Annotated in this window: 14 protein-coding genes; 3 read left to right on the top strand and 11 right to left on the bottom strand. The window is 73.8% G+C overall.

What is annotated here, in order from left to right; translation table 11 throughout:
- Positions 1-554 precede the first annotated feature (554 nt).
- Together KY5_RS34295 and KY5_RS34290 are read right to left on the bottom strand one after the other, a co-directional pair.
- Positions 555-1382, bottom strand: a complete 828-nt coding sequence (locus tag KY5_RS34295; protein ID WP_098245846.1) for an inositol monophosphatase family protein — start codon at positions 1380-1382, stop codon at positions 555-557.
- Positions 1383-1501: 119 nt separating this feature from the next.
- Entirely contained in the window at positions 1502-3343 is a 1842-nt protein-coding gene (locus KY5_RS34290; RefSeq protein WP_098245845.1) for a gamma-glutamyltransferase family protein, read from the bottom strand.
- A gap of 134 nt (positions 3344-3477) precedes the next feature.
- Between KY5_RS34290 and KY5_RS34285 the strand changes: the two genes are divergently transcribed.
- Positions 3478-4542 (top strand): lipoate--protein ligase family protein, encoded by a 1065-nt coding sequence (locus KY5_RS34285; RefSeq protein WP_098245844.1) that lies wholly within the window; start codon positions 3478-3480, stop codon positions 4540-4542.
- Here KY5_RS34285 and KY5_RS34280 read toward each other — a convergent pair.
- Genes KY5_RS34280 through KY5_RS34270 form a run of 3 tightly spaced genes read right to left on the bottom strand, consistent with a single transcriptional unit; the run spans position 4508 to position 7152 of the window.
- A complete protein-coding gene (locus KY5_RS34280; RefSeq protein ID WP_098245843.1) occupies positions 4508-5266 on the bottom strand; it encodes a DUF4232 domain-containing protein in 759 nt (252 codons plus the stop codon). The two genes, KY5_RS34285 and KY5_RS34280, sit on opposite strands and share 35 nt — an antisense overlap.
- A 51-nt stretch (positions 5267-5317) precedes the next feature.
- A complete protein-coding gene (locus tag KY5_RS34275; RefSeq protein ID WP_098245842.1) occupies positions 5318-5986 on the bottom strand; it encodes a response regulator in 669 nt (222 codons plus the stop codon).
- A complete protein-coding gene (locus KY5_RS34270; RefSeq protein ID WP_098245841.1) occupies positions 5983-7152 on the bottom strand; it encodes a sensor histidine kinase in 1170 nt (389 codons plus the stop codon). The genes KY5_RS34275 and KY5_RS34270 overlap by 4 nt, the downstream gene beginning before the upstream one ends.
- A gap of 239 nt (positions 7153-7391) precedes the next feature.
- Between KY5_RS34270 and KY5_RS34265 the strand changes: the two genes are divergently transcribed.
- Positions 7392-8300, top strand: a complete 909-nt coding sequence (locus tag KY5_RS34265; protein ID WP_098245840.1) for a class I SAM-dependent methyltransferase — start codon at positions 7392-7394, stop codon at positions 8298-8300.
- Between the two features lie 10 nt (positions 8301-8310).
- Here KY5_RS34265 and KY5_RS34260 read toward each other — a convergent pair whose 3' ends face one another.
- Both KY5_RS34260 and KY5_RS34255 read right to left on the bottom strand, forming a co-directional pair.
- Positions 8311-9309, bottom strand: coding sequence for a TIGR03842 family LLM class F420-dependent oxidoreductase (locus tag KY5_RS34260; RefSeq protein ID WP_098245839.1), 999 nt, complete (start codon positions 9307-9309; stop codon positions 8311-8313).
- Positions 9310-9427: 118 nt separating this feature from the next.
- Positions 9428-9889, bottom strand: a complete 462-nt coding sequence (locus KY5_RS34255; protein ID WP_098245838.1) for a hypothetical protein — start codon at positions 9887-9889, stop codon at positions 9428-9430.
- Positions 9890-10007: 118 nt separating this feature from the next.
- Here KY5_RS34255 and KY5_RS34250 point away from each other — a divergent pair, with 118 nt between their 5' ends.
- Positions 10008-10910: an alpha/beta fold hydrolase gene (locus tag KY5_RS34250; RefSeq protein WP_098245837.1), complete on the top strand. Its 903-nt coding sequence runs from the start codon at positions 10008-10010 to the stop codon at positions 10908-10910.
- Between the two features lie 62 nt (positions 10911-10972).
- Here the strand turns inward: KY5_RS34250 and KY5_RS34245 are convergent, their stop codons facing one another.
- The 4 genes from KY5_RS34245 to KY5_RS34230 form a co-directional block, all read right to left on the bottom strand.
- Positions 10973-12097, bottom strand: coding sequence for an alpha/beta hydrolase (locus tag KY5_RS34245; RefSeq protein ID WP_098245836.1), 1125 nt, complete (start codon positions 12095-12097; stop codon positions 10973-10975).
- Positions 12094-14499, bottom strand: a complete 2406-nt coding sequence (locus tag KY5_RS34240) for a thioester reductase domain-containing protein (RefSeq protein ID WP_098245835.1) — start codon at positions 14497-14499, stop codon at positions 12094-12096. The genes KY5_RS34245 and KY5_RS34240 overlap by 4 nt, the downstream gene beginning before the upstream one ends.
- 43 nt (positions 14500-14542) lie before the next feature.
- Positions 14543-23446 (bottom strand): type I polyketide synthase, encoded by an 8904-nt coding sequence (locus tag KY5_RS34235; protein ID WP_098245834.1) that lies wholly within the window; start codon positions 23444-23446, stop codon positions 14543-14545.
- Positions 23447-23517: 71 nt separating this feature from the next.
- The gene (locus tag KY5_RS34230; RefSeq protein ID WP_098245833.1) at positions 23518-25251 is read right to left on the bottom strand and encodes a fatty acyl-AMP ligase; all 1734 of its coding nucleotides are present in this window, start codon (positions 25249-25251) and stop codon (positions 23518-23520) included.
- Between the last annotated feature and the right edge of the window lie 125 nt (positions 25252-25376).

Below are 25376 nucleotides of genomic sequence, written 5' to 3'. Positions count from 1 at the left end.
GCGGCGGGCCGACAGCGGTGCGCGGGCGCACCCGCCGGGAGACTCGGGCGAGGCCCACCGGGGGGCTCGGGCCGGACCCGCCGAGATCCGGACCGGAGCCACCGGGCCCCGGGGCGAGGCCGCTCCGATACAGGCTGCCCTCGGCACGGTGCCGCAGGCAGCAGCCGTGTACGGGCGTGCCCGCCGGGAAGCTCGGGCGAGGCCCACCGGGATCCGGCCGGGGGCCGCCGAGACCCGGACCGGACCCACCGGAACCCGGGGCGAAACCGCTCTCGTTCAGGCTGCCCTCGGCACGGTGCCGTAAGACAGCGCCCGTGTACGGACGCGCCCGCCAGGAGGCTCAGGCGAGGCCCACCAGGACGCTCGGACCAGGCCCACCGGAATACGGCCGAGGCCCGCCGAGATCCGGACCAGACCCACCGGGACGCGGTCGAGGCCATCCGGACGCGGGCCGGACCCGCCAGGATCCAGACCTCGCCCGCCGGGACACGTGCCGAGCCCGCAAGGATTCAGGCAGGGCCCACCAGCGAGTTCAAGCGACCGCGCAAGGCCGCTCAGGCCGAACCCCCGAGGAGCTCCACCACCCGGCGGGCCGTCGCCGCGTCGCGTGCGGCGGTGAACGGCAGCGCGTTCCCGCCGCCTATGCGGAACGGCTCTCCCGTCAGGGTCAGGTCGGTGCCGCCGGCCTCGGCGACGAGCAGCAGCCCCGCCGCGTGGTCCCAGGCCAGCTCCCAGGAGAAGGCGACGGCGTCCAACTCGCCCTTGGCGATGGCGAGGTACTCGAGCCCCGCGGAGCCGCACGGCCTCGGCCGCACGCCCTCGGTGCGCAGGCCGCTCAGCGCCCGCTTCTGGTCGTCGGTGGTGAAGTCCGGGTGCGAGGTGGCCACTTCGATGTCGGCACCCGGCGCGGGCGAGCCCGCCACCAGCGGCTTCCCGTCGAGCGTGGCGCCCTTGCCCCGGATGGCGACGGCGAACTCGTCGAGCGCCGGAGCGTACGTCCACGAAGCCTGGACCTCGCCGTCGACCGCGAGGGCGACGAGCATGCAGAAGCCGGGGTCGCCGTTCACGAACTGGCGCGTCCCGTCGACCGGGTCGACTATCCACACCGGAGCGGCGCCGCGTATCGCCTCGTACCTCGACGGGTCCGCGTGCACCGCCTCCTCGCCGACCACGACCGATCCCGGCAGCAGCGCGAGGAGGTCGGCGGTCAGCTGCTCCTCGGCGCGGCGGTCGGCGACGGTCACCACGTCGTGCGGCCCGGACTTCTCGACCACGTCGCCCTCGGCGAGCTGCCGGAACCGGGGCATAACCTCGGCCGCGGCAGCCTTGCGGAGGGCCTCTTCAACGCCGTGCACGCCGTGCACCAGAAACTTTTCGATCATGCGTCCATGAGAGCACGCCCCACTGACATCCCGTACGCCCCACCTGAACGCCCCCTTACCTCACGGTGAACCTCCCGTGCCGCCCCGCGCCGCCCGCCGCGCGCCGCCCGCCCACTCTCTCACCGCCCCACGGCGTACCCCTGCATCCCGCGAGGATTGGCCCCCGCGGAGAGGACACCGGTCCGTGGGTCGCGCGCCACCGCGCACAGCCGCCCCTCCGACCACGGCCCGCCCACCGTCACCTCGTGCCCCCGCCGCCGCAGCTCCGCCACCACCTCGGGGTCCATCCGCGATTCGACGGTGAGGCTGCCCGCCCGCATCTCGCGCGGGTGGAAGGAGCCGGGGAAGGCGTCGGTGTGCCAGTTGGGGGCGTCGATCGCGCCTTGCAGGTCCAGGCCGCCCCGTACGGCGTCCCGCAGCGCCACACCCAGGAAGAAGTGCACCTGCCACTGGTCCTGCTGGTCGCCGCCCGGCGTGCCGAAGGCCAGCACGGGCACCCCGTCCTTGAGCGCGAGGGACGGGGTGAGCGTGGTCCGGGGCCGCCGCCCCGGAGTGAGCGAGTTGGGCAGCCCTTCCTCGAGCCACGCCATCTGCAACCGGGTCCCCAGCGGGAAGCCGAGCTCGGGGACGACGGGGTTGGACTGCAGCCAGCCGCCGCTGGGCGTGGCCGAGAGCATGTTGCCCCAGCGGTCGACGATGTCGAGGTGGCAGGTGTCGCCGCGGGTCCCGCCGTCGCCCGCCACGGTCGGCTCGCCCGCCCCCGCCGCCGCGACGCCCCCCGCCGCGTCGGCGTGCGGCCGCTCCCCCGCAGCCACCGCGCGCGCGTGCGCCGACAGCCGGGGCTCGCGCCCGCCGGGGCTGCCGGGGCGCAGCTCGTAGGACGCCTTCTCGCCGATGAGCCGCCGCCGCAGGGCGTTGTACGCGCCCGAGAGCAGCTCACCGACGGGCACCTCATCGGCGCCGCCCCCGGCGTCCCCGTACCAGGCCTCCCGGTCGGCCATCGCCAACTTGCAGCCCTCGACCAGGAGATGGACGTACTCGGCGGAGCCGTACGCGGGCAGCTCGGCCACCTCGCGGGGCAGCAGGGCGAACTGCTGGAGGAGGGCGGGGCCCTGGCTCCACGCGCCCGCCTTGCACAGGGTCCAGCCGTTCCAGTCGTAGGTGACCGGGGCCTCGTACCGCGCGGACCAGTCGCGCAGGTCGTCGGCCGTGAGCGTGCCCGTGTGCCGTCGGCCGCTGGTGTCCATGGTGGGCCGCCCCGCCTGCCGCACCAGCGCTTCGGCGATGAAGCCGGTGCGCCACACCTCGCGCGCGGCGTCGATCTCCGCTACGCGGCCGCCCCCCGAGGCCGCCGCCTTCTCCCGCGCCTCGGCTATGAGCCGCCGCCAGGTGGCCGCGAGCGCCGGGTTGCGCAACAGCTCGCCGGTGCGCGGCGGTTCACCGTCCGGCAGGTACACCTCGGCGGAGGTGGGCCACTCCCGCTCGAAGAGTTCCCGCACCGTCTCCACGGTCTCCACGACGCGCTCCACGGGCGCGTGCCCGTCCGCCGCGTAACCGATGGCGTACGTGAGCACGTCGGCCAGCGACTTCGTGCCGTGGTCGCGCAGGAGCAGCAGCCACGCGTCGAAGGCGCCGGGCACCGCGGCGGCGAGGGGTCCCGTGCCCGGCACCAGGTCGAGCCCCAGGGAGCGGTAGTGCGCCACGGTGGCTCCGGCGGGCGCGGGCCCCTGGCCGCAGAGCACGCGCACCTCGCCGTCCGCGGGCGCGAGGACGATCGGCACCTCGCCCGCGGGACCGTTGAGGTGCGGCTCGACCACGTGCAGCACGAACCCCGCGGCGACGGCGGCGTCGAAGGCGTTGCCACCGTCCTCCAGGACGGCCATCGCGGACTGGGAGGCGAGCCAGTGGGTGGACGACACCATGCCGAAGGTGCCCTGAAGGGTGGGACGCGTCGTGAACATGATCCGCAGGCTAGCGCCGGTGGTGACGCGCCCGCCCGAAGATCACCGGCGCCGAATCGGACACACTTGACGTAAAGAAGAATTCGGAACGGCCACGACAGGCCGGACCGACCCATGGGCATGGAGGAAGCACGGTGCACGGTGAGTACAAGGTCCCCGGCGGCAAGCTCGTCGTAGTGGATCTGGACGTCGACGGCGGCGAGTTGCGGCACACGCGCGTGGCCGGTGACTTCTTCCTCGAACCCGACGAGGCGCTCGACGCGATCAACGGCGCCCTCGACGGCGCCCCCGCCGACACGGACACCGCGGGCCTCGCCGCGCGCATCGACACCGCGCTGCCCGAGGGCACCGTGATGTACGGCCTGACGTCGGAGGGCATCGGCATCGCGGTGCGCCGCGCCCTCGCGCACGCCACGGACTGGACCGACTACGACTGGCAGCTCGTCCACGAGGGCCCGCAGGCGCCCACCCTGCACATGGCCCTGGACGAGGTGCTCACCCAGGAGGTCGCGGCGGGGAGGCGCCCGCCGACGCTGCGCGTGTGGGAGTGGGGCGCCCCTTCGGTGATCATCGGCAGCTTCCAGTCGCTCGCCAACGAGGTCGACCCTGAGGGCGCGGCCCGCCACGGCATCGACGTCGTCCGCAGGATCTCCGGCGGCGGCGCGATGTTCGTGGAGCCGGGGAACACGATCACGTACTCCCTCTCGGTGCCCGACGCCCTCGTCCAGGGGCTGTCGTTCCAGGACAGCTACGCCTATCTCGACGACTGGGTGCTCGGCGCCCTCGCCGACATGGGCATCAAGGCGTGGTACCAGCCGCTGAACGACATCGCGACGGACGCGGGGAAGATCGCGGGTGCCGCGCAGAAGCGCATGGTGGGGCCCGGCGGCGGCCCCGGCGCGGTCCTGCACCACGTGACCATGTCGTACGACATCGACGCGGACAAGATGCTGGAGGTCCTGCGCATCGGCAAGGAGAAGCTGTCCGACAAGGGGACCAAGAGCGCCAAGAAGCGCGTGGACCCGCTGCGCCGCCAGACCGGGCTGCCGCGCGAGTCGGTCATCGAGCGGATGATCGACTCCTTCCGAGGGCGGTACGGCCTGACGGACGGCGGGGTCACCGAGGAGGAGCTGGCGCGGGCGCGCGAGCTGGCCAGGACGAAGTTCAGCTCGCCGGAGTGGACGGCGCGGGTGCCGTAGGCCGGGCGCCCCGGCTCCGAGGCTCTTCGTCCGACGGGCTGCGCTGCCAGGCGGTCGTGCCGAGCATGCCCGTCTCACCGATGTCGAGGCCGCCGTCCGGCTGGATGGTCTGCCGGGCCGCGCCCTTGCCGGTGCCGATCTCCACGTAGACGCCGCTGCCCTCCAGGGTGGCGGCGTCGACGGCCGAGTACCGCCAGACCAGCGAGGTGTACGCGGATTCGCCCGGCTTCAGCGTGACGCGGCGCGGCCCGGGGTCGTCCATGGTGGTGACCGGCTCGGTGCCCTTGAGCACGTTCACGCGGAACAATTGCTTGTCCACGCCGCGGACGCGAATGTCCGGGTAGCCGTTGATCCGCCGCACGCCCTTGCCGCAGTTGGTCACGGTCACCGACATCGCGCGCAGGCCCATCGTGGCGCTCACCATGCCCGGCGACATCGTCACGCCGGACTCCGGGCAGCGCGGGGTGCCGGCGGACGGCGCGTCGGCGGGGGAACGACCGTCGGGGCCGAGCGCGACGTCGCCGGGCGCGCCCGGCGCGGAACGGGTCGGCTGGGAAGGGGTCGCCTCGGACGGGGTCGCGTCGGAAGGGGTCGCCTCCGTCCTCGGCTCGCGCTCCGGGTTCGCCTCGCGGTCCAGCTCCGCGGAGAGCCCGCAACCGGCCACGAGCAGCGCGGTCGCCGACAGCGCCAGGGCCTGTCTGAGTGGTCTCGGTATGACGGTCACGCGCAGATCATGCCACGCCCCTCCATCCCGTCCCCTATGAGCCGATTCGGCCTAGAGATCGACGCTCCGGGCCGCCACCAGGCCCGACTCGTAGGCGAACACGACCAGTTGGGCCCGGTCGCGCGCGCCGAGCTTGGTCATCGCACGGCTCACGTGCGTCTTCGCCGTGAACGGGCTGATGACCATGTGCGCGGCGATCTCCTCGTTCGTCAGCCCGCGGGCGACCAGCGCGGTCACCTCGCGCTCGCGGCGGGTGAGGGTCTCGAGTCCCGGCGCGCTGGTCCGGTCGGGGGGCCGGGACACGAACTCGCCGATCAGGCTGCGCGTCACCGACGGCGAGAGCAACGCCTCGCCGCGCGCGACGACGTCGATGCCGTGCAGCAGATCGGCGGGCTCGGTGTCCTTGAGCAGGAACCCGCTGGCCCCGGCGCGCAGCGCGTCGAAGACGTACTCGTCGTGGCCGTAGTTGGTGAGGATCACCACGCGCACGGCGGCCAGGCGCGGCTCGGCGACGATCCTGCGGGTCGCCTCGATGCCGGTCATCACGGGCATCTGCACGTCGATGAGCGCGACGTCGGGCACCGTGTCCCGTACGACGGCGACGCCTTCCGCGCCGTCGGCTCCCTCCCCCACCACCTCGATGCCGTCCTCGGCGTCGAGCAGGGCCCTGAACCCGGCGCGCATGAGCGCCTGGTCGTCGACGAGCACGACACGGATCACTGCGCCGCCCCCTTGAGGCGCCGCGCTTCCAGCAGCGCGCCGCCCCCTTCGGCCTCTTGCCCTCGCGCGTGCGGCACCGCGTCGAGCGGCAGTTCGGCCCGCACCGCGAACCCGCCCTCCGCGCGCGGCCCCACCCGCAGCACGCCGCCCAGCGCCGCGACCCGCTCACGCATCCCCGTCAGGCCGGTGCCCTCCACCGGCGGACGCGCCGCGTCACCGGCCCCGTCGTCCACCACGCGTATAACCAACTCCCTTTCCCCGTAGCCGAGGCGCACCCGCACCGACGCGGAACCTCCCGCATGGCGCGCCGCGTTGGTCAGGCACTCCTGCACGATGCGGTAGGCGGCCCTGTCCACCTCGGGCGAGAGGGGCCGCTCGCGCCCTGTCACCGTCAGCTCGACCGCGAGCCCCGCCGAACGGGCCCGCTCCACGAGCAGCGCGGGGCTTCCGGTGGGCTCGTCGGTGCGCAACACCTCCAGCGTCGAGCGCAGTTCACGCATCGCCTCGCCGCTCGCCTCCTCGATGGCGAGCAGCGCGGGCGGTATCTCCTCGCCGCGCTTGCGCGCCAGGTGCACGGCGACGCCCGCCTGCAGCTTGATGATCGAGATGCTGTGCGTGAGCGAGTCGTGCAGCTCGCGCGCGATCCGCAGACGCTCCTCGCCCGCCCTGCGCAGCGCCGCCTCCTCGCGGGTCCGCTCGGCCTCCAGGGCGCGCTCCTCGGTCTGGCGCAGATACGCCTGCCAGGTCTTGCCCGCGATGCCCGTGGCCAGTGCGCACACGAACCACCCGGCGAGCAGCAGCGTCCGCTCGACGATGCCGGGGTCCCCCGGGGCGGCCGCGTAGAACCCCGTGAGGAACACCGCGCTCGCGCCGAGGCCCACGCCGCGATGCCCCCGGTGGGCGGCCGCGTGCACGGCGCCGAGCACCGGGAAGGCGGCCGTCGTGGTGGGCTCGGCGTGCAGCACCAGGGCGGTGAGGCAGGCCGTGGTGACGGCGAGCACCGTACGCGGCAGGGCCCGGTGGGCGACGAGCGCGAGGGAGCCGACCGCCATCAGGGCGTAGTCGACCGCGTCCACCCCGCCCGCGTACGCCGAGGCGAGCAGCACGATCGCGGTCACGACGACCGCGAACGCCGCGTCGGCGGACCGCTTCTGCCACGCGGGCATCTCGTGGGCGCTTCCCGTCCCGTGGGCGTCCCGCGCCCCGACCCCCCTCATGCTCCGCACCCTAGCCTCCGCCACCGACAACGGCGTCCCCCGCACGGACCGCTCGCCCGCTACTCCCAGGGGAGTAGTCCCGGCGCCGCGGGGCCCCGGTGAGGTAGATCCAACTCCCTTCCCCCGTACGACGACCGGGGACGTGCGGCACGGCGAGCATCGGTACCCGGACGACCGAGGGAGACACCATGAAGACCAGCACTGGCCCCAGCACCACCAGCACCGGCGCCAACGCCCGTCAGGAAGAGATCTGGAACGGTCCGCTCGGCCACCACTGGGCCGAACAGCAGGACCGCTACGACGCGATGACCTCCGCCCTCAACGACCACCTCTTCGAGGCCGCGGCCATCCGCAACGGCGACCGCGTCCTGGACATCGGCTGCGGCGCGGGCACGGTCACGCGCATGGCCGCCCGGCTCGCCGGGCTCGGTCACGCGGTCGGCGTCGACATCTCGGCGCCGCTCCTGGAGCGCGCCAGGTCCAGGGCGAAGGCCGAGCGCGTCAGGAACGTCGCGTTCGAACGCGCCGACGCGCAGACGCACCCCTTTCCCGTCGCCGGGTACGACGTGGCGATCAGCCGGGGCGGCGTGATGTTCTTCGCCGATCACGCCGCCGCCTTCGACAACATCGCCCGCGGGTTGATCCCCGGCGGCCGCCTCGTCTTCGTCTGTCCGCAGCCCGCGGGTTCCGGCGCCGAGGAGTCCCGGACGCTCGGCCTCCTCTCGAAGCTGCTCGGCGAAGGGGAGGAGGGAGGGGGAGAGCAAGGGGGAAAGCAAGGGGGCCGCACGAGCGCAGGCCACAGCACCGACACCTCCGCCGCCCACACCGCCATGGCCTCCCTCTCCGACCCCGACCACATCCGCGCGTCCCTGGCCTCCTACGACGACGTGACCGTGACCCCGCTGCCCGTCGAGACCCACTGGGGCCGGACCCCCGCCGACGCGGTCGACTTCCTCCTGTCCCGCACCCCGGGCCGCACCGTCACCCCCGCCACGCGCACCGCCCTGGAGGACGCGCTGCTCCCCCACGCGACCCCGGCGGGCGTGCGGATGAAGGCCGCGGTGTGGCTGGTGACGGCCCTGCGTCCGCACTCCTGACCGGCACCGGTCAGGCGAACGCGGGGACGACGTGCGTGCCGTACGCGTCGATGACGCCCTCCCGCGCGTCGTGCATGGCGTACAGCGCGAACTGGTCGACCCCCAGGTCCCGCAGCTCCCGCAGCCGTTCGATGTGCGCCTCGACGGGTCCGACCAGGCAGAACCGGTCGACGATCTCGTCGGGCACGAAGGCGGTGTCGGGGTTGCCCGTCCGTCCGTGGTGGCTGTAGTCGTAGCCCTCGCGGGCCTTGATGTACTCGGTGAGGGCCTCGGGCACCATCGAGGAGTGCTCGCCGTACTTGGCGACGAGGTCGGCGACGTGGTTGCCGACCATGCCGCCGAACCAGCGGCACTGCTCGCGGGCGTGCGCGAGGTCGTCGCCGACGTAGGCGGGCGCGGCGACACAGATCTTCACGGCGGCCGGATCGCGCCCCGCCTCGGCCGCCGCGTCCCGCACGGCCTTGACCATCCACTCGGTGAGGTAGGGGTCGGCGAGCTGCAGGATGAACCCGTCGGCCTTCTGCCCGGCGAGCGCCAGCGCCTTGGGTCCGTACGCCGCCATCCACACCGGCAGCTTCCCCTCGCGCACCCACGGCAGCCGCAGCGTCTGCCCGCCGACGTCCGCCGAGCGCCCCTCGCCGAGGTCGCGGATGACGTCGATGGCCTCGCCGAGCCGGGCCAGGGTGTTGGGCTTGCGCCCGGCCACGCGCATCGCGGAGTCGCCGCGCCCGATGCCGCAGACGGTGCGGTTGCCGTACATGTCGTTGAGGGTGGCGAAGGTGGACGCGGTGACTTCCCAGGTCCTGGTCCCGGGATTGGTGACCATGGGGCCCACGATCAGCCGCTCGGTGTGTTCGAGGATGCGGCTGTAGATGACGAACGGCTCCTGCCAGAGCACCGCGGAGTCGAACGTCCAGCCGTAGCGGAAGCCGTTGCGTTCCGCGCGTCGCATGAGTCCGACGACCGCGGAAGCGGGCGGGTCGGTCTGCAGCACAAGTCCGAAATCCACGGCAGGACCTCCTGGTTCAGGTACTGATCTCGCGCTCTCCCGTGCGGTGCGACGCCTCGGCGAGCGCCCGCGGGAGGGACGATCCTGGACCCGTTCCCGAACCGTGGCAAGAGGGCCTCTACGCGCGCCCACCTCCTGCGGCGGGATCGCGCGGCCACTGCGAGCGGCCGGAGAGGAAGGAGCGGACCGCCGCCCGTGTCGCCTCCGCGTCGAAGCGCGCGGTCTCCCACAGGGCCGAGCGCATCGTGCCCCGGTCACGATACGAGCGCATGACGCGCAGATGGTCGTGGCGCGCCACGAAACCCTTCAGGTCCTTCTCCTCGCGCCACACCGAGACCGAACCCGACCGGGGGCGGCGGACGTCGGGGTCCACCCACAGCCAGAGGCCGACGGCACCGGTGACCTCGGGCCAGGACTTGCGCAGCGCCGCCCCGGCGATGTTGACGCCGAGGGCGGTCCAGGGGCGGTGCGGGGTGAACTCGGTGACGCTGACGACGGCCGCGCCGGTCACGTTCTTCTCGTGCGCGGTCTCCGCCGCCGGTCCCGACGTCCATGGCGCGAACCAGATGGTGGACGGCATGGCGTTCCCCTCATGAGCGCTGGGGCCCGTGGCCCCTCGGACGGAACAACATCTAAAAGCACGGACGATCGTGCTAATATACCACGCTCCTGCTACCGCCGACCGAGGAGTACTGGACATGGACCCCACCGCGGCAGTTGTGAGTACGACCCTCAACACCGTCTCCCGCGTCTCGGGGCGGCTCGCGGGCACCGGCGCCTACGCCCTGTTCCACATGCCGCTGGCCCGCAGCAAGATGCGCTCGTCGGAGCGCGAGCTGTTCGAGGCGGCGCACCTCGGGCGCGTCCGCGTCAACGGCAAGTCCGCGGTGACCTACCGGTGGGGCACCGGGGAGCGCCCCGTCCTGCTCGTGCACGGCTGGCAGTCGCGCGGCTCGCGCTTCAGCGACTTCATCTCCGGCCTGCTCGACCGGGGCTACAGCGTCGTCACCTTCGACGCGCCGGGACACGGCGACGGCACGGGCCGCAGCACCACCATCATCGAATACCAGAAGATCCTCACCGAACTCCACGACCAGTACGGCACGTTCGAGGCCCTCATCGCGCACTCCCTCGGCGCGCTCGGCTCGTTCCACGCGCTCACCAAGGGCGTGGAGGCGGAGCGGATCGTGGCCATCAGCGGGGTCTGCGACTTCGAGTACCTGGTCGACGAGTACGTCTCCGAGCTCAAGCTCCGCCCGTCCCTGAAGGACGAGTTGCTCGTCCGGATCGGCAAGGACCTCTTCCCCGGCGTGCCCGCCGACCGCATGCCGTTCTCCGTCAGGTACGCCACCGAGGTCATCACGGCACCGGTCCTCGTGGTGCACGACGAGGACGACGCCCGGATCGGGGTCGGGCAGGGGCGGGCGATCGCCGCGGCCTTCGGCGACCGGGCGCGGCTGGTCACCACCCAGGGGCTCGGGCACCGCAAGATCCTCGGCGACCCCGAAGTGGTGCGCGCCGTACTGGACTTCGTGGAGCACGGGCCCGGCGCGAGCGACCGTCCCGAGGACCGGGCCGACGCGGTCCCCGCGGTGGACTGAGCCGGGACCCGGGTGCGCGGGAACCCCGGCGGCCCCGGCGGCGCCGGGGTTCCCGCGCACCCTCACACCCGCTCGCCGAGGAACTCCAGGATGTGCCCGAACACGTCGAGCGCGGCGCCCCTGCCGACGAAGGCGTCGAAGTGGCCGTACCCGGGGATCTCCGCGTACCGCACGTCCAACTGCGGCTGCCGGGAGGCGAGTACCTCGTGGCAGAGCTTCTGCGAGTCCAGCCACATCCCGTTCTCGCTGCCGGAGATCAGCAGCACCGGGCAGTCGATCCTGCCCGCCGCGTCCAGGGCGTTCTCCGGGAGCGCGCGGTAGCGGTGGTCGTCCTGGTTCCAGCGCACCACGCTGCGGGCCAGGCTGACGCGGCGCAGGTGCGGCAGGATCCACAGCGGCGCGGGGCCGAGCAGCTCGGCGAGGCGGTCGTGGGTGGCGTCCGACAGGTTGTCGTGCACGTAGAGCGAAGCGCCCACGCCCCAGGCCGAGTTGCACAGGATCTGGCAGGTGGGGTCGGGGCAGTCCGCACCTCGGGAGGCGAGGGCGAACAGCGCGGTGTACCGCGACCGGAAGCCGACCTTGCGGAAGTCCACCGGGATGTGGTCGAAGCGGGAGCGGAACAGCTCACCGGCCACGGTCATCTTCAGCGACGTGCGCCCGGCGAGCTTGGGCGTCAGGAACACGCCCTGCGCGACGACGCCCGCGAGGCCCGGCACCAGGCCCGCGGTCATGCTCATCGACAGGGAGAGCGCGCCGATGCAGTGCGCCACCGCGAACAGCGGCCGCCCGTCGAGGCGTTGTCTGATGTACGACACGGCGGCGGGGATGTCGTACAGGGCGACGTCGTCGTACGTGTACCGGCGGCCGGTCTCGTTGTACGGCAGGCGGCAGCTTCCCCGCCAGTCGAGCAGCCACGGTTCGTACCCCTCGTCGAGCAGCGCCTCGACGAGGTTGCGGGTCTCGGGCTGCACGAACATGTCGGACGAGGCGGTGTGCCCGTGCAGCAGGAGCACCGCGGGGCGATCCTGATGGCCCCTGCTGACGCGGGTGAGGCCGATGCGGGTGCCGTCGCCCGCGTGGAAGGGGATCTCCTCGACGGTGGCGCCGTCGAGACGTGCGTACAGCGGCCGCAGGGTGGCGGTGCGCCTCGGGGTGGGTCGCCGGGTGGTGGTGCGTCGGGTGGTCATCGGGTGCGCTCCGTCGGTGTCGTGGTCCCGCGCAGGTCGAGCAGGTCGGCGCCGACGCGGGCGAACGGGCCGAGCAGTCCGCGGCCGATCTCCAGGCCGAACCAGGCGAGCCAGGTCAGTTTGGCGACGCGCTTCTCCTGGCCCGAAAGGCGCGGGTCGACCCGGATGCCGTCGACCTGGTCGCGCACGTAGCTGTCGGAGGGCACCACGACCTCACCGGCCAGCGTCGCGGGCTGGTCGACTCGTCCGAGCCGTACGCTCAGCGCGCGTGTCTGGCGCCACAGGTCACGCCGCGCCCTGGCGAACTTCCGTCCCTCCAGCCACCATTCGCGCCCGTCGGCGTCGCGCAGGCGCAGCCGGTAGCGCAGCAGCGGGTGGCGCATGCCGTGCTCCAGCGGGATGCCCTCCTCGGGGCGGACCCACACGTCGCCGTGCTCCACCACGAGGGGCGCCGGGTGCAGCAGCGGGCAGGAGAGCTCGCCCCTGACGTCCACGCGGCGCTCGCGCACCAGTTGGTACATGCTCGCGATCGACAGGGTGAGCGCCAGGGTGCACCTGCTGTCGGCGCTCCCGCCGACCGGTCCGAGCGCCCCCTCCATCGTCTCGGGGAACCACAGGTAGGGCGGGTCGGACCGGTCGGGCAGCCGGGCCAGGCCGTCCCGCGCGAGCCGCTCGAACGCCTCGGTCTGCTCCCGCATGCCGTACCGCGCGGCGGGCGGCAGCTTCCACTCGGCGATGAACGCCTCGGTGCGCTCGCCGGTCACCGCGGGACCCGTCAGGGTCGCCTCGCAGAGCTTCCTCGCGGTCGGGCTCGCCAACACCCGTGCGAGGAAGTCGAGTTCGGGCACGGGATCGTCCTTCAGGCGGCGTACGACGTCCTGCCGCCACTCGTCCCAGTCCTGGACGCGGACGTTCATGCCGGCGAACTTCATGTCGCGCACCACGTCCGACAGGTCGCTCGGCACGCCCGTCAGGTTGTAGTTGTAGCCCCAGGCGCTCGGCTCGCACACCACGGCCACCGCGATCCGGCTCACCCAGTCCACCGGGGCCGCGTTGATGTAGCGGAAGCCCGGCACCGTACGGAAGCGGCTGAACGCCGACATCATGCCGCTGCTGAGGTCCTGCGGGTTGTTGGCGCCGGTCCTGGTGTGCCCGCCGATGCCGCCGGGGCGCAGCAGGGTGACCACGAGTCCGTGTTCGCGGGCCCTGCGCAGCGCGGCCTCGGCGGCCCACTTCGACTTGTCGTACCCGGCGGCAAGGGCGTCGATGTGCGCGACGGGGTCGTCCTCGCCCATCGACTCGATGCCGACCTCGTTGAAGACCGCGATCGAGGAGATGTGGTGCAGGGGCTTGGGCCGTCCCGTCGCGGCCAGTTCGGCGAGGGTGAGCGGTCCCGCCACATTGCTCTGCCGCAGCGACGCGTAGCCGCGCAGGAAGTCCACGGCGGCGCCCACCCCGACGACGGAGTCCACCTCGTCGGCCAGCGCGCCCCACTGATCGTCCGTCAGCCCGAGCCGCGGCTTGCGCAGATCGCCCGGCAGGACGGTCACGCGCCTGCGGATCTCCGCGGACCACGGCAGCGCGAACCCGGTCAGCGCGGCGCCGAGCCGCTTCAGCCCCGCCTCCTCGTCGGCCGCGCGCACCAGGCACACCACGTGCGCGTCGCTGTGCCGCAGCAGGTCGAGCAGCATGTGCCCGCCGAGGAAACCGGTCGCTCCGGTCAGCAGGATCCGGCGCGGCGCGGCGGGCTCGGGGCGGCGTGCCCAGGGCAGGGCGTCGGCGCGGGCGAGGTCGGCGAGGACGAGGTCGAGGTCTTCGTCGGGAGCGCCGGATCGCGCGGGATCCGCTGCCCGGGTGGCGAGCACCGGCAGGAAGCCGGAGCCCGCTTCCGGAGCGTACGGGAGGGTCCGCTCGGCGAGCCTGCGCGGCCTGGCGTCGGCGAACACGTCGTCCAGGGTGACGTCCAGATCCACCTCGCGGGCGAGCGCGGCGACGAGCTCCACCGCGTCGACGGACGTGCCGCCCGCGTCGAAGAAGTCCGTGTCGGGCCCCATGGGTACGCCCGGCAGGAAGCGGGCGGCGATGGAGGCGATGGCGTGGGCGAGGGCTTCCGCGTCGCGGGGAGGGGCGGGTGGGGAGCCCGGTGCGGTGGCGGCGGAATCCACCGGATCGGTGGCCGCCGTGCCCTCTGTCACCCGGCCCTCGGTCGCCGGGCCCTCGGTCACCCGGTCCCCGGTCACCGGGCCCCTGGTCGCCGCGCCGACCTTGGCCAACAGGTCGGCCACGCCCAGACGCCCGCCGCCCCGCTCGATGGACTCGCCGGTCGTACGCCGCCCGATCGCACGCGGCCCGGGCTCGGCCGGTCGGTGCGCTGCCGGATCCTCGTTGCTCACGTCCCCCATGGGGTGCCTCTCCTCGAAGTGCCTGTGCCTGTGCCTGCGCCTCTCATGGCGTGCGCCTCCAGGACCGGAAGGCGCGCAGAAGCTCCGGGGTCGTCTCGACCTCAAGGTGCGGGGCGTCCGGGTCGTCCGGCGCGTCCGGGGAGCCGCCGAGCGCGGCGACAAGGCGTCGCACCGGTGCGTTGCGCGGGGTGCGCTCCGCCGTCAGCCGTACCGTCGCGCAGCCCAGTTCCTCGGCCCGGCCCGCCAGCCACTGGAGCAGCCGCTCCTCCACTCCTCGGCCGAGGGCCCGGCAACTGAGCGTCCAGGCCAGTACGTCGAGTCGGCCGCCCTCCGCGCGGACCGCGAGCAGACCGATCTGGCCGTAGTCGCCGAAGCGGTCGCGGGCCGACGCCGTCCACACCTCACCCCGCTGCCGCCACCGCTCCAGGTCACCGCCGTCGGCGGATCGCGCGCGCAGCGTGAACTGGTTGGTGCGGCGTACGAGTTGGGCGGCGCGCTCGGAGTCCTCGTCGGTCAGCGGCCGCACCGTGACGTCGAGTTCGAGGCCGTCGAGGAACTCCTCGAACCCTGCCGCTTCGCGGGCCGCGTCACGGTCCTTCTCCTGCCGGTAGAAGTCCGCCCGCAGGGAGTCCTCCGCGGTGGCCGCCACCGGGACCAGCGGCCACAACCGGCGCAGGAACGCGTCGAGTTCGTCGACGGGCGGGCAGGTCACGGAGAGGACATCGGGCAGCGCGGAGCGCACGGCGGCGATCTCGACGGGGTTGTCGTCGAGGAAGAGGAAACTGTCGAGCCCGAGCCCCAACGCCCCTGCCGCCGCCGCGATCCGGTCGGCCTTGCGGCCCCACTCGGCGGAGATCACGCTGAAGTGCTCCGCGCGCAGCACGCTGTCGGGGCGCGCGAGGACCGCGCGTACGGTCTCCTCGTCGTTGTTGCTGACGAGAACGAGCAGAGTGCCCGCCGCCCGCCACTGGAGCAGCCGCCGGGCCAGCAGCTCCCTCGCCCCGCCCACGTCCACGCGGTCCGGGCCGTGTTCACCCGCGATGCCGCCCCACAGCGTCTCGTCGCCGTCGACCGCGATCACCTTCGGCGGTGTGCGTCCCGCCGCGCGCACGACCTCGGCCAGGGTGAGGGCCACGGCCGCCTGGAACTCCGGGGTGAAGGGCAGGTGCGCCAGCTCCTCGGTCCTCTCGTCGAACCACTCACCGACCTCGTGGTGCCGGGTCCAGTCGTCGGCGCGCAGCACGGCGATGCCCGGCACGCCGGTCAGCCGCTCGGCCACGTCCCGCTCCCAGCGCTCGTGCCGTACGTCGTGGCGCGCGGCGGGCAGGAATCCGACGATGACCGGACGACCGGCCCGACCGGGCAACTGGCTGAGGGTTGCGGCGAGTTCCGCGCCGAGTTCGGTGCGCAGCTCGTCCGTCACAGGGCCGAACCGCTCCAGATCGGCCGCCCGGAGCAGGACGACGCCGGGCGCCGTCGAAGGCCGGCCGAAGACACCGGAGGGGTCCTTCAGGGCGGCCAGTACGTGGTGGTAGGGCGCCTCGGCGACGGTCACGCTCGCGGCCGGGCCGTCCGCCACCTCCTCCGCGAGGGCCGCCTCGCACAGCAGCGGGAGGTTGCCGAGCGCGAAGGTGGCGGCGAGTGCGAGCGTGCCGGGTGCGGTGACCGGCGACGGGCCCGGCCGGGCGGGGGCGGTCGGATCGTCCGCTGCCGTCGCGAGCAACTGCAGGAATCCGGCGGCCAGTTCGGCGCAAGCCGTCCCGTCCATGATGTCGGCGTTGTGGTCGAAGCGCACCAGACCGGCGTCCGGCATCATGATGATCATGAGGTCGAGATCGGAGTACCCGGTCCCCGCGGGGAGGACTTCCAGCCGCTCGAACTTCGCGGCGGAGCGTACGTAGTTGAAGTAGACCTCGACCAGTGGCGCGTTCTCCCGGTGCAGCCCCTGGGCGGCGAGCGCCGCGAGGGAGTCGGAGAACATGGCGCCCTTCGCCAGGATCCGCGCGAGCCTCCCGTCGGTGCGGCGCAGCACCTCGTCGACGCGCTCGCCCGGTGCCGCCTGCGCGGGGAACGGCACCGGCACCCCGAAGAAGCCGACCGCGTCGAACGCGTCGACGTGGATACGGGTGTCCACCGGGACCGCAAGCACGAAGCGGTCCCGCTGCCGCAGTCTGGCGAGGTGCACCGTGAGCACACCGAGGCAGAAGGCGGCCGGGGTGATCGCGAGCTGCCGCGCCCGCTCCGCGACGCGCTCCATGAGCCCGTCGGGCAGCTCAAGGGTCAGGCTTCCTGCCCGAAACGACCGTGCGGCAGGCCGTTCTTGAGTCAGTGTCAGATCGAGGCGCCGACTGCCGTCGAACTCCGCGCGCCGGGCGGCAGAGTCGTCACCCGGGCCCTGGCCGCCCGACGGCTTCGCGGGCTGGGCCAGGCCGAGCAGGTCGATGTCTCGGTCGGACACCTCGTCGCCGAGCCACGTGCCGACGAGTTCGGCATCGATCTCGGCCGCCACCAGGAGCAGCGACTGCAGGTCGCTCACGCTGTGGTGGGCGCCGAAGAGCAGGGTCTGCCCCGCGTCTCCCCGGTCGAGCAGCTCGAACCGCCAGAGCGGTGCGGTCGCCAGGTCGAAGGGCGGTTCCAGGAGCGCGGCGAGTCGCGGGCCGGGGGCGTCCTCGCCCTCACCCTCGTGGGCGTCGCCGCCGTCGCGGGTGTCGTCGAGGTCGGACCACCGCAGCAGCGGTGCCTCCGGAGCCCGTTCCGTACTCAACCGGCGCTCGTTGTCGGGGCCGTTGACGACGCCGGTGCGCAACGCGGCATGCCGTCCCGCGAGCCGCGTGAGGATGTCCGTCAGCCGTTCCCGGGTGGTCGGCTCGGTGAGCCGGAGCGCCAGGCCGAGGGAGTGCGCCGCGCTGGGTGTGCCGTGCTGCGCCGCGCGGAGCAGGCGCAGCACGTCGCGGGTGGCGGGGCGCAGTTCGACATCAACATCGGCATCGGCATCGGCATCGGCATCGGCATCGGGCACCACGGTGTCGCCGGAGCCAGTACCCGTACCCGTACCTATACGGGCCGAGACTGGCACCCCTCCCCCGCCCCCACTCTCCAACGTGGTGCGCAGCTCCCGCGCAAGCGCCCCGACGTCGTCCGCCGCGAAGACCGCAGACGCCGACAGTTCGACGCCCAGGTCGCGGCCGAGGAGGTTGCGCAGCCTGACCGTCATCAGGGAGTCGAGCCCGAGTTCCTTCAGCCCGGTCGTCGGCGTGAGGCCGCCCGCCTCACCGCCGGTGACATCGGCGATCCGCCGTCGTACGTGCGCTTCGAGCAGGGCGGTCCGCTCCTCCTCCGTCGCGGCGGCGAGCACCCGGGCGGCGAGGCCGTCGGCGCCGGGCGCGTCCGTCGGGACCGGGACGAGGCCGTGCAGGAGCGGCCGTGACCGCGCCTGGTCCGGGTCGCGCGCGAACGCCTCCCAATCGAGGGCGAGCGGCACGAGCTGACGATGGCCCGCGGCCAGCGCCCGTTCGAAGAGGTCGCCGCCCTCCTCGGGCGAGAGGGCGAGAAGGCCCGAACGGCCGGTCGCGGCGGTCCGCGCCGCGGAGCCCGCGACCAGGCCGACGTCCGCCCACACGCCCCAGTCGAGACTGAGCGCGCGCCGCCCCGTGCGGGCGAGGTGGTGCGCCCACGCGTCCATGAACGCGTTCGCCGCGCCGTACGGACTCTGACCCGCAGAGCCGAGCAGGCCCGCGGCCGAGGAGAAGAGCACCAGCGACTCCGCCTCGGGCACCAACTCGGTGAGCAGGACCGTGCCGAGCACCTTGGGCGCGAGGACCCGCGCGACGCGTTCGGGCGTCAGGTTCGGCAGCGTCGCGTCGTCGAGGACGCCCGCGGCGTGCACGATTCCCGTGATCGGGGGCAGCTCGCCGCGCAGGGCGTCGAGCGCGGCGCGCAGCGCTTCGCGGTCGGTGACGTCGGCCTGTACGACGTGCACGGCGACGCCGCCGTCGCGCAGCCCGGCGATCCAGCGGGCCGCGTCCGCGTCGGGCGCGCGGCGGGCCAGGAGGGCGAGGTGGCGGGCGCCGTTGCGTACGAGGCGTTCGGCGACGACCCTGCCGAGGCCGCCGAGTCCCCCGGTGATCAGGTAGCCGCCGTCGGGACGGACGCGTCCGGGCACCTCCGCACCAGGTCCGCCCCCACCCGTGACTCCCCCTCCGGGAGCGTCGGCCCGCACGAGACGCGGGACGAACCGGCCGGTGGGGCGCAGCGCGACCATTCGTTCGTCGTCCGCCCCGCACAGCTCGGCCCACAGCGCCTCCGCTTCCCCGGCGGGCGGCAGGTCGATGAGGGTGAGGGCGAGTTCCGGGTGTTCCTGGGCCACCGAGGCGCCGAAGCCCCAGGCGAGCGCCTGCTGCGGGTGGGTGACGTCCGTGCTGTCGACGACGGCCTGGCTGCCACGGCCGACCAGGTAGAGCCGGGGCGCGCCGCCGCCAGTCCTGCCGGAGAGTGCCCGCACGAGGTTCAGCGAGCTGACGCAGCACAGCGCGGCGGCCTCCGCGACCGTCTCGGCCCGCGCCGGGGACACGAGCACGGGAGCGTCCAGGCCGAACAGCTGCACCACCCGGTCCGGCGGGCCCGCGGCGAACGCCGACGCCTCGTCGAGCAGGCGTTCCAGGTGAGCCGGATCCCCGTGGTCGATCGTGAAGCGTCCAGGGCCCTCGGCGGCGTACTTCTCGCCCTTGCGTACGACCACGTGGGGTGTCGACCCCAGCCGTCGGGCGATCTCGTCCCCGACACCGGAGTCGTCGGCGAGGATCAGCCAGCTGCCGCCGGTCCCTGCCGCCCGCCGCTCCTCGGCGGGCGGTCGCGGCTGCCAGCACACCTCGAAGAGGGTGCCGCCCTGGGGGGACAGCGCGGCCAGTTCGAGCCCTTCGACGGCGAGGACGAGGCGTTCCTGGTCGTCCAGCAACCGCAGGTCGAGCGAGTATCCGTCCCGGTGCCGGTCCCGGTCCCCGGCAGTGCCGCGCAGTACGCACGTGACGCGGGCCGGGTCGGTGCGCAGGCCCGTGAACCGCAGGCGCCCGATCCCCGCCGGTACGAACGCCCGTCCCGAGGGCGCGTCCTTCGGGAGCGCGGCGGTGTGGAAGGCGGCGTCGAGCAGGGCCGGGTGCAGCAGGTGCCCCGCGCGCGGGGTCTTCCGCAGGCGCCCTGACGACCGCGACGCACCGCGCGACGCCTGCTCCAGGCCGCGGAACGCGGGACCGTAGTCGATGCCGAGTGCGGCGAGGGCGGCGTAGAGCTCGGGGAGGTCGACGGGTTCGGTGCCCTCGGCGTCCGCCGCGTACTCGGCCTCCGTGGTCTCTCCCGTGTGGACTCGCCCCGTGACGTGACGCTGCCACGGCGTGCGCGTCGTCCTCGCGGAGATGCCGAACTCGCGTGTGCCGTCCGCGTCGGGGGGCCGCAGGACCATCTGAAGCCGTACGGAAGCGTCCGCCGCGAGCGGGAGCGGCCGCTCGAACCGGACGTCGGCGAGCTCGATGGGCCCACCATCGTGCCCACCGCGCTGGCCCGCGACCGAAGCGTCACCGGACGCCGCCGCCCGCGCCTCGGCCACCGCTTCGAGCGCCATCTCCACGAAAGCGGCCGCGGGCAGCCACGCCTCCCCCGTGATCCGGTGGTCGGCGAGATAGGAGTACCTGCTGTCGCCGAGGTCGAGGCGCGCCTCGAAGAGGTGCTGGTCCGGTTCGTCGCTGGATTCGATGTGCGTGGCCACGAACGGCGTTCCGCCCCGGCCCGCCGCGTCGGCCGCGTCGGTCCAGTGGCGCCGCGCGTCCCACGCGTAGGTCGGCAGCTCCGCCGCGTCGCCGTCGGGCACGAGGCGTCGCCAGGTGATCTGCCGTCCCACGGTGTGCAGTTCGGCCGCGGCCCGGTCCAGGCAGGTGGGTCCGTCCTCGTCGCGCCGCAGGGAGCCAACGGCCACCAGGTCGTACCCCGCCTCCTCGCCGACAGCGCGGGTCGCCGTCAACAGGGCGGGGTGCGGGCCGAGTTCGACGAAGTACCGGTAGCCGTCGGCCGCCATCCGCTCGACGGTGTCGGCGTAGCGTACGGGCTCGCGCAGGTTCCGGAACCAGTACTCGGACTCCAGCTCCTCGGCGACCGGTTCCCCGGTCACCGTCGAGTACCAGGCGACCGAGGAGGGGTACGCCGTGATCCCCGCCAGATCCGTCAGCATGGTCTCCCGCACCGGCTCGACCTGAGCGCTGTGCGAGGCGTAGTCGATGCCCATCCTGCGTACGAAGACGCGCTCGCGTTCCAGGTCCGCCAGGAGCGCGTCGAGCGGCTCGGGATCGCCCGACACCACGGTGGCCGTACGGCTGTTGAGAGCGGCGACGGAGAGCCGTCCGCCGTGCGCGGCGAGCCGTTCCTCGACCTCTTCGCGCCCCAGCGCCACCATCGCCATCGCACCGCTCCCCGCGACGGCGCGCAGGGCGCGGGCCCGGAACGCGACCACGGCGGCGGCGTCGTTGAGTCCGAGCGCGCCGGAGACGCAGGCGGCCGCGACCTCGCCCTGGCTGTGCCCGACCACGCCCTCCGGACGCACGCCGCGCGAGCGCCACACGGCGGCGAGCGCCACCATGACGGCGAACAGCGCCGGTTGGACGACGTCGACCCGCTCCAGCGGGGGCGCACCGCCTTCACCGCGCAGCACGGCGCCGACGGACCAGCCGGTGTGCGGGCGCAGGGCCGCGTCACAGCGGTCGATCTCGTCCCCGAACAGCGGGGAACGATCCAGCAGGTCCCGCGCCATCCCGGCCCACTGGGTCCCCTGCCCGGGGAACACGAAGGCCAACTTGCCCTGCGGCCGCACCTGTTCGGGCCCGATAACGATCTCGGGGGCGGACCGCCCCGTGGCCAGGGCGTCCAGCCCGTGCAGCAGCTCCGCACGGTCCCTGGCCACGACGACGGCCCGCCGCTCGAAGGGGGTACGCCGATGCGCGAGCGTCCGGGCGACGGCGGCGAGCGACACCCGGGGCTCGGCCTCCAGGGCGCGGCTCAGCCGCCGGGCCTGACCGCGCAGGGCTTCGGGGGTGCGGGCGGAGAGGGGGAAGAGGGTGGAGACACCCGGAACGGCCGAATCACCCGACCCCTCAGAGGACACCTCGGGCCCCTCAGGGAACACCTCCGGCACCTCAGGCGACACCCCCGGCACCTCGGGCGACGCCCCCGCCACCTCAAGGCACACCCCCGCACCCTCAGGCGACACCCCCGCCCCCTCAAGGCACACCTCCGGACCCTCAAGGCACACCTCCGGCGCCTCGGGCGACACCCCCGCCACCTCAAGGCACACCTCCGGCCCCTCAGGCAACGCCCCCGGCGCCTCCTCCACCACCACATGCGCATTCGTCCCGCTGACCCCGAACGCGCTCACCCCCGCGCGGCGCGTGCGCGGGCCGCGTGGCCAGGGGCGGGGCTCGTCGCACAGTTGCAGGCCGCCGCCCGCCCAGTCGATCCGGTCGGTCGGGTGCTCGGCGTGCAGGGACGCGGGCAGGAGTTCGTGGCGCAGGGCGAGGACCGTCTTGATGACGCCGCCGATGCCCGCGGCGGCCTGCGTGTGGCCGATGTTCGACTTCAGCGAGCCCACCGCGAGGGGCCGGTCGACCGGCCGGTCGGGGCCGAACACCCGGGCAAGCGCCCCGCCTTCGACGGGGTCGCCCAGCGTCGTGCCGGTGCCGTGCGCCTCCACGTAGTCGAGGTCGCCGGGGCGCAGGCCCGCCGCGTCGAGGGCCGCCCGCACCACGCGCTCCTGCGCCGGGCCGCTCGGCGCGCTCAGCCCTTGGCTGCGGCCGTCCTGGTTGACGGCGGAACCCTTGACGACCGCGAGCACCCGGTCACCGTCGCGCCGCGCGTCGCTCAGCCGCTTGAGCAGGACGAGACCGCAGCCCTCGCCCCACACCGCGCCGTCCGCCCCCGCGGAGAACGGGCCGCACCGCCCCGACCTCGACATGCCGCGCAGCCTGCTGAACTCCACATGTGTGCGCGGGCTCAGGAGCAGCGTCGCGCCGCCCGCGAGCGCGAGGTCACACGTGCCCTCGCGCACCGCCTGGGCCGCCAGGTGCAGGGCGACCAGCGAGGAGGAACACGCCGTGTCGACGGTCACGGCGGGTCCCCGCAGGTCCAGGGAGTACGCGATCCGCCCGGAGGCCACACTCGCCGACGTGCCCGTGGCGACGTACCCGTCCAACTGGTCCAGCGCGGCGGCGCCCAGGTAGCCGCTGTCGAAGAGGCCGACGTACACCCCGGTGGCACTGCCCCGGAGCGCGTCGGGAAGCATTCCCGCCCGCTCGATCGCCTCCCACGCGGTCTGCAGGAGCAGCCGCTGCTGGGGGTCCATCGCGGCGGCCTCCTGCGGCGAGATCCCGAAGAACGCGGCGTCGAAGCGGTCGATGCCGTCGAGGAATCCACCGCGCAGCGAGTACGCCCTGCCCCTGGCCTCCGGGTCCGCGTCGTACAGCGCCGCCGCGTCCCAGCGGCCCGCGGGGACGTCGGACACCGCGTCCACGCCGTCGGCGAGCAGCCGCCACAGCTCCCCGGGGTCGTCGGCGCCGGGGAAGCGGCAGGCCATCGAGACGATCGCCACGTCGTCGGCGGCGACGGCCGCCCTGACGGCCTCCGGAGCGGGCGCGGGCGCCGTGGCACCGCCCGAGGTCACCGCGTCCGCCAACTCCCCGATCGTCGGGTGGTCGTACGCCAGCGTCGGCGCGAGCGGCCTGCCCAGCAGGTCGGACAGGCGCCCGCCCAGTGCCACCAAGTCACGCGATCCCAGACCGAGTTCGGCGAGCGGGCGGTCGGTCGTGACCTGCTCGGGGTCGATTCCGGCGGTACGGGCGACGGCGTCCACCAGCCACTCCCGGATCGCGGCGGCCGAGGAGTCGCCGGGCTTCTTCAGGTGCTTGCCAGTCATCGGGGCAACGTCTCCGCGGGCTCGGTCACGGGTGTCTGCTGTCTTCCTCGCGCCCTGCCGGGCCTCGTTCCCTACGGGCCGACGGCCGCGAGCGTCCCTCCCAGGTACGCCGCACGCGCGGCCGCCCGCTGGATCTTGCCGCTGGACGTCTTGGGGACGGTGCCCGGCTCGATCAGGACGACCGCCGCGAGCGCCAGGCCGTGGGCGCGGCCGATCGCGCCGCGGATCGCCGCCTCGGCCTCGCCGTGCCACCCCGCCCCGACGGCCGAGGCGTCCGCCGCGGCCACCTCGGCGACGACCACCGGCCGCTCCCCCGCCGTGGCGTCTCCCTCGTCCGCCACCGAGAACGCCGCCACACACCCCGCCCGCACCGCCGGATGCGCACTCTCCACGGTCAGTTCGATGTCCTGCGGGTAGTGGTTCCTTCCGTCGATCACCAGGAGGTCCTTCTGCCGCCCGGTGACATACAGCTCGCCGTCCCGCATGAACCCCAGGTCGCCCGTGCGCAGGAAGCCGCCTCTGCCGTCCGCGAGCGACGCGCCGAAGACCTCGCGGGTCGCCCGCGCGTTGCGCCAGTAGCCCTGGGTGACGCTCGCGCCGGCCACCCAGACCTCGCCCACCTCGCCCTCGGGGCACTCCGCGCGCCGCGCGGCGTCGGCGATCACGACGGTGAGTCCGGCGCCGGGCGGGCCGCAGCTCACCCACTCCCCGTCCGCCGCCGCCCCGTCGCCCGCGGGGGCCGTCCTCGGCTCCTGCCCCACGGGGCCTCCGCTCACCATGAGCGTGGCCTCGGCGAGCCCGTAGCCCGGGTGCAGGGCGCCGGGCCTGAACCCGGCGGGGGCGAAGGTCTCGGCGAACCGGCGCAGCGTGCCCGCCCGCAGTGGCTCGGCCGCGTTGAGCGCCACCCGCCAGCGGCTCAGGTCGAGTCGGCCGAGCAGTTCGGGGGTGGCGTCGCGCAGACAGAGTTCGTACGCGAAGTTGGGTCCTCCGCTGGTGTGCGGCCGGTACCGGGAGAGCGCGGTCAGCCAGCGCTCGGGCTTCTGCAGGAAGTGCAGCGGCGAGAAGAGGGTCGACGTGCCGCCCAGGTAGAGGTTGTTGAGGACCGGGGCGATGAGTCCGAGGTCGTGGTAGAGGGGCAGCCAGCTGACGTAGAGCTCTCCGCCGTACTCCTCGACGATCTCGGGCGTGTGGCCCATCCCCCGGGACAGGACCACCTGATTGTCCATCAGGTTGCCGTGGGTGACCATCACTCCGCGCGGCGCCGAGGTGGACCCCGAGGTGTACTGGAGGAAGGCGATCGAGTCGGCGGTGAGGTCGCTCGCGCGCCAGGATCCCCCGGCCTCGTCGGGGATGTCCTCGGTGGCGACGCAGGTGATCTCGTCCAGTTCGGGGAGGTGCTCGGAGATCGCGTCGAGCGCGGCGATGACCGGCTTGGTCGCGAGGATCACCCGGGCGTCCGCGTCGGCGATCATGCGCCGGATCCGGGAGACCGCGCGGGCCTTGAGGACGCGCCCCTGCGGCGGGAGTCCCGGCACCGCGACGGTCGCGGCCGCGAGGCAGCCCAGATAGGCGGCGATGAATTCGAGCCCCGGCGGATGGAGCAGGATCGCGCGGGCCCCGGCGAGACCGCGCTCGTGCAGCGCCGCACCGATGGCCCGTGACCGGCGGTCGAGAGCCGCGTACGACACGTCCGCCACGCCCGCTCCGGCGTCGTCCACGTCCCCGGTGGCCAGGAACCGGAACGCGGTCCTGGCCGGGTGCGCCGCCGCCTGGGACGCGAGGACATCGACCATCGAGCGGAACATGGGGCCCCCGTCACTGAGATGGACTCACCGTGACCCGCGACAACTCACTGCACGCACGGTCGTTCAGTTACTGCATCCTCACACACTGACCGCACGATCGTCCACATAATCGGTACACTGGTCGT

The sequence above is a fragment of the Streptomyces formicae genome (assembly GCF_002556545.1).
GTDB lineage: Bacteria > Actinomycetota > Actinomycetes > Streptomycetales > Streptomycetaceae > Streptomyces > Streptomyces formicae_A.
Note: the sequence above shows the minus strand (reverse complement) of the source record. Positions and strands in the feature narration are given on the sequence as shown.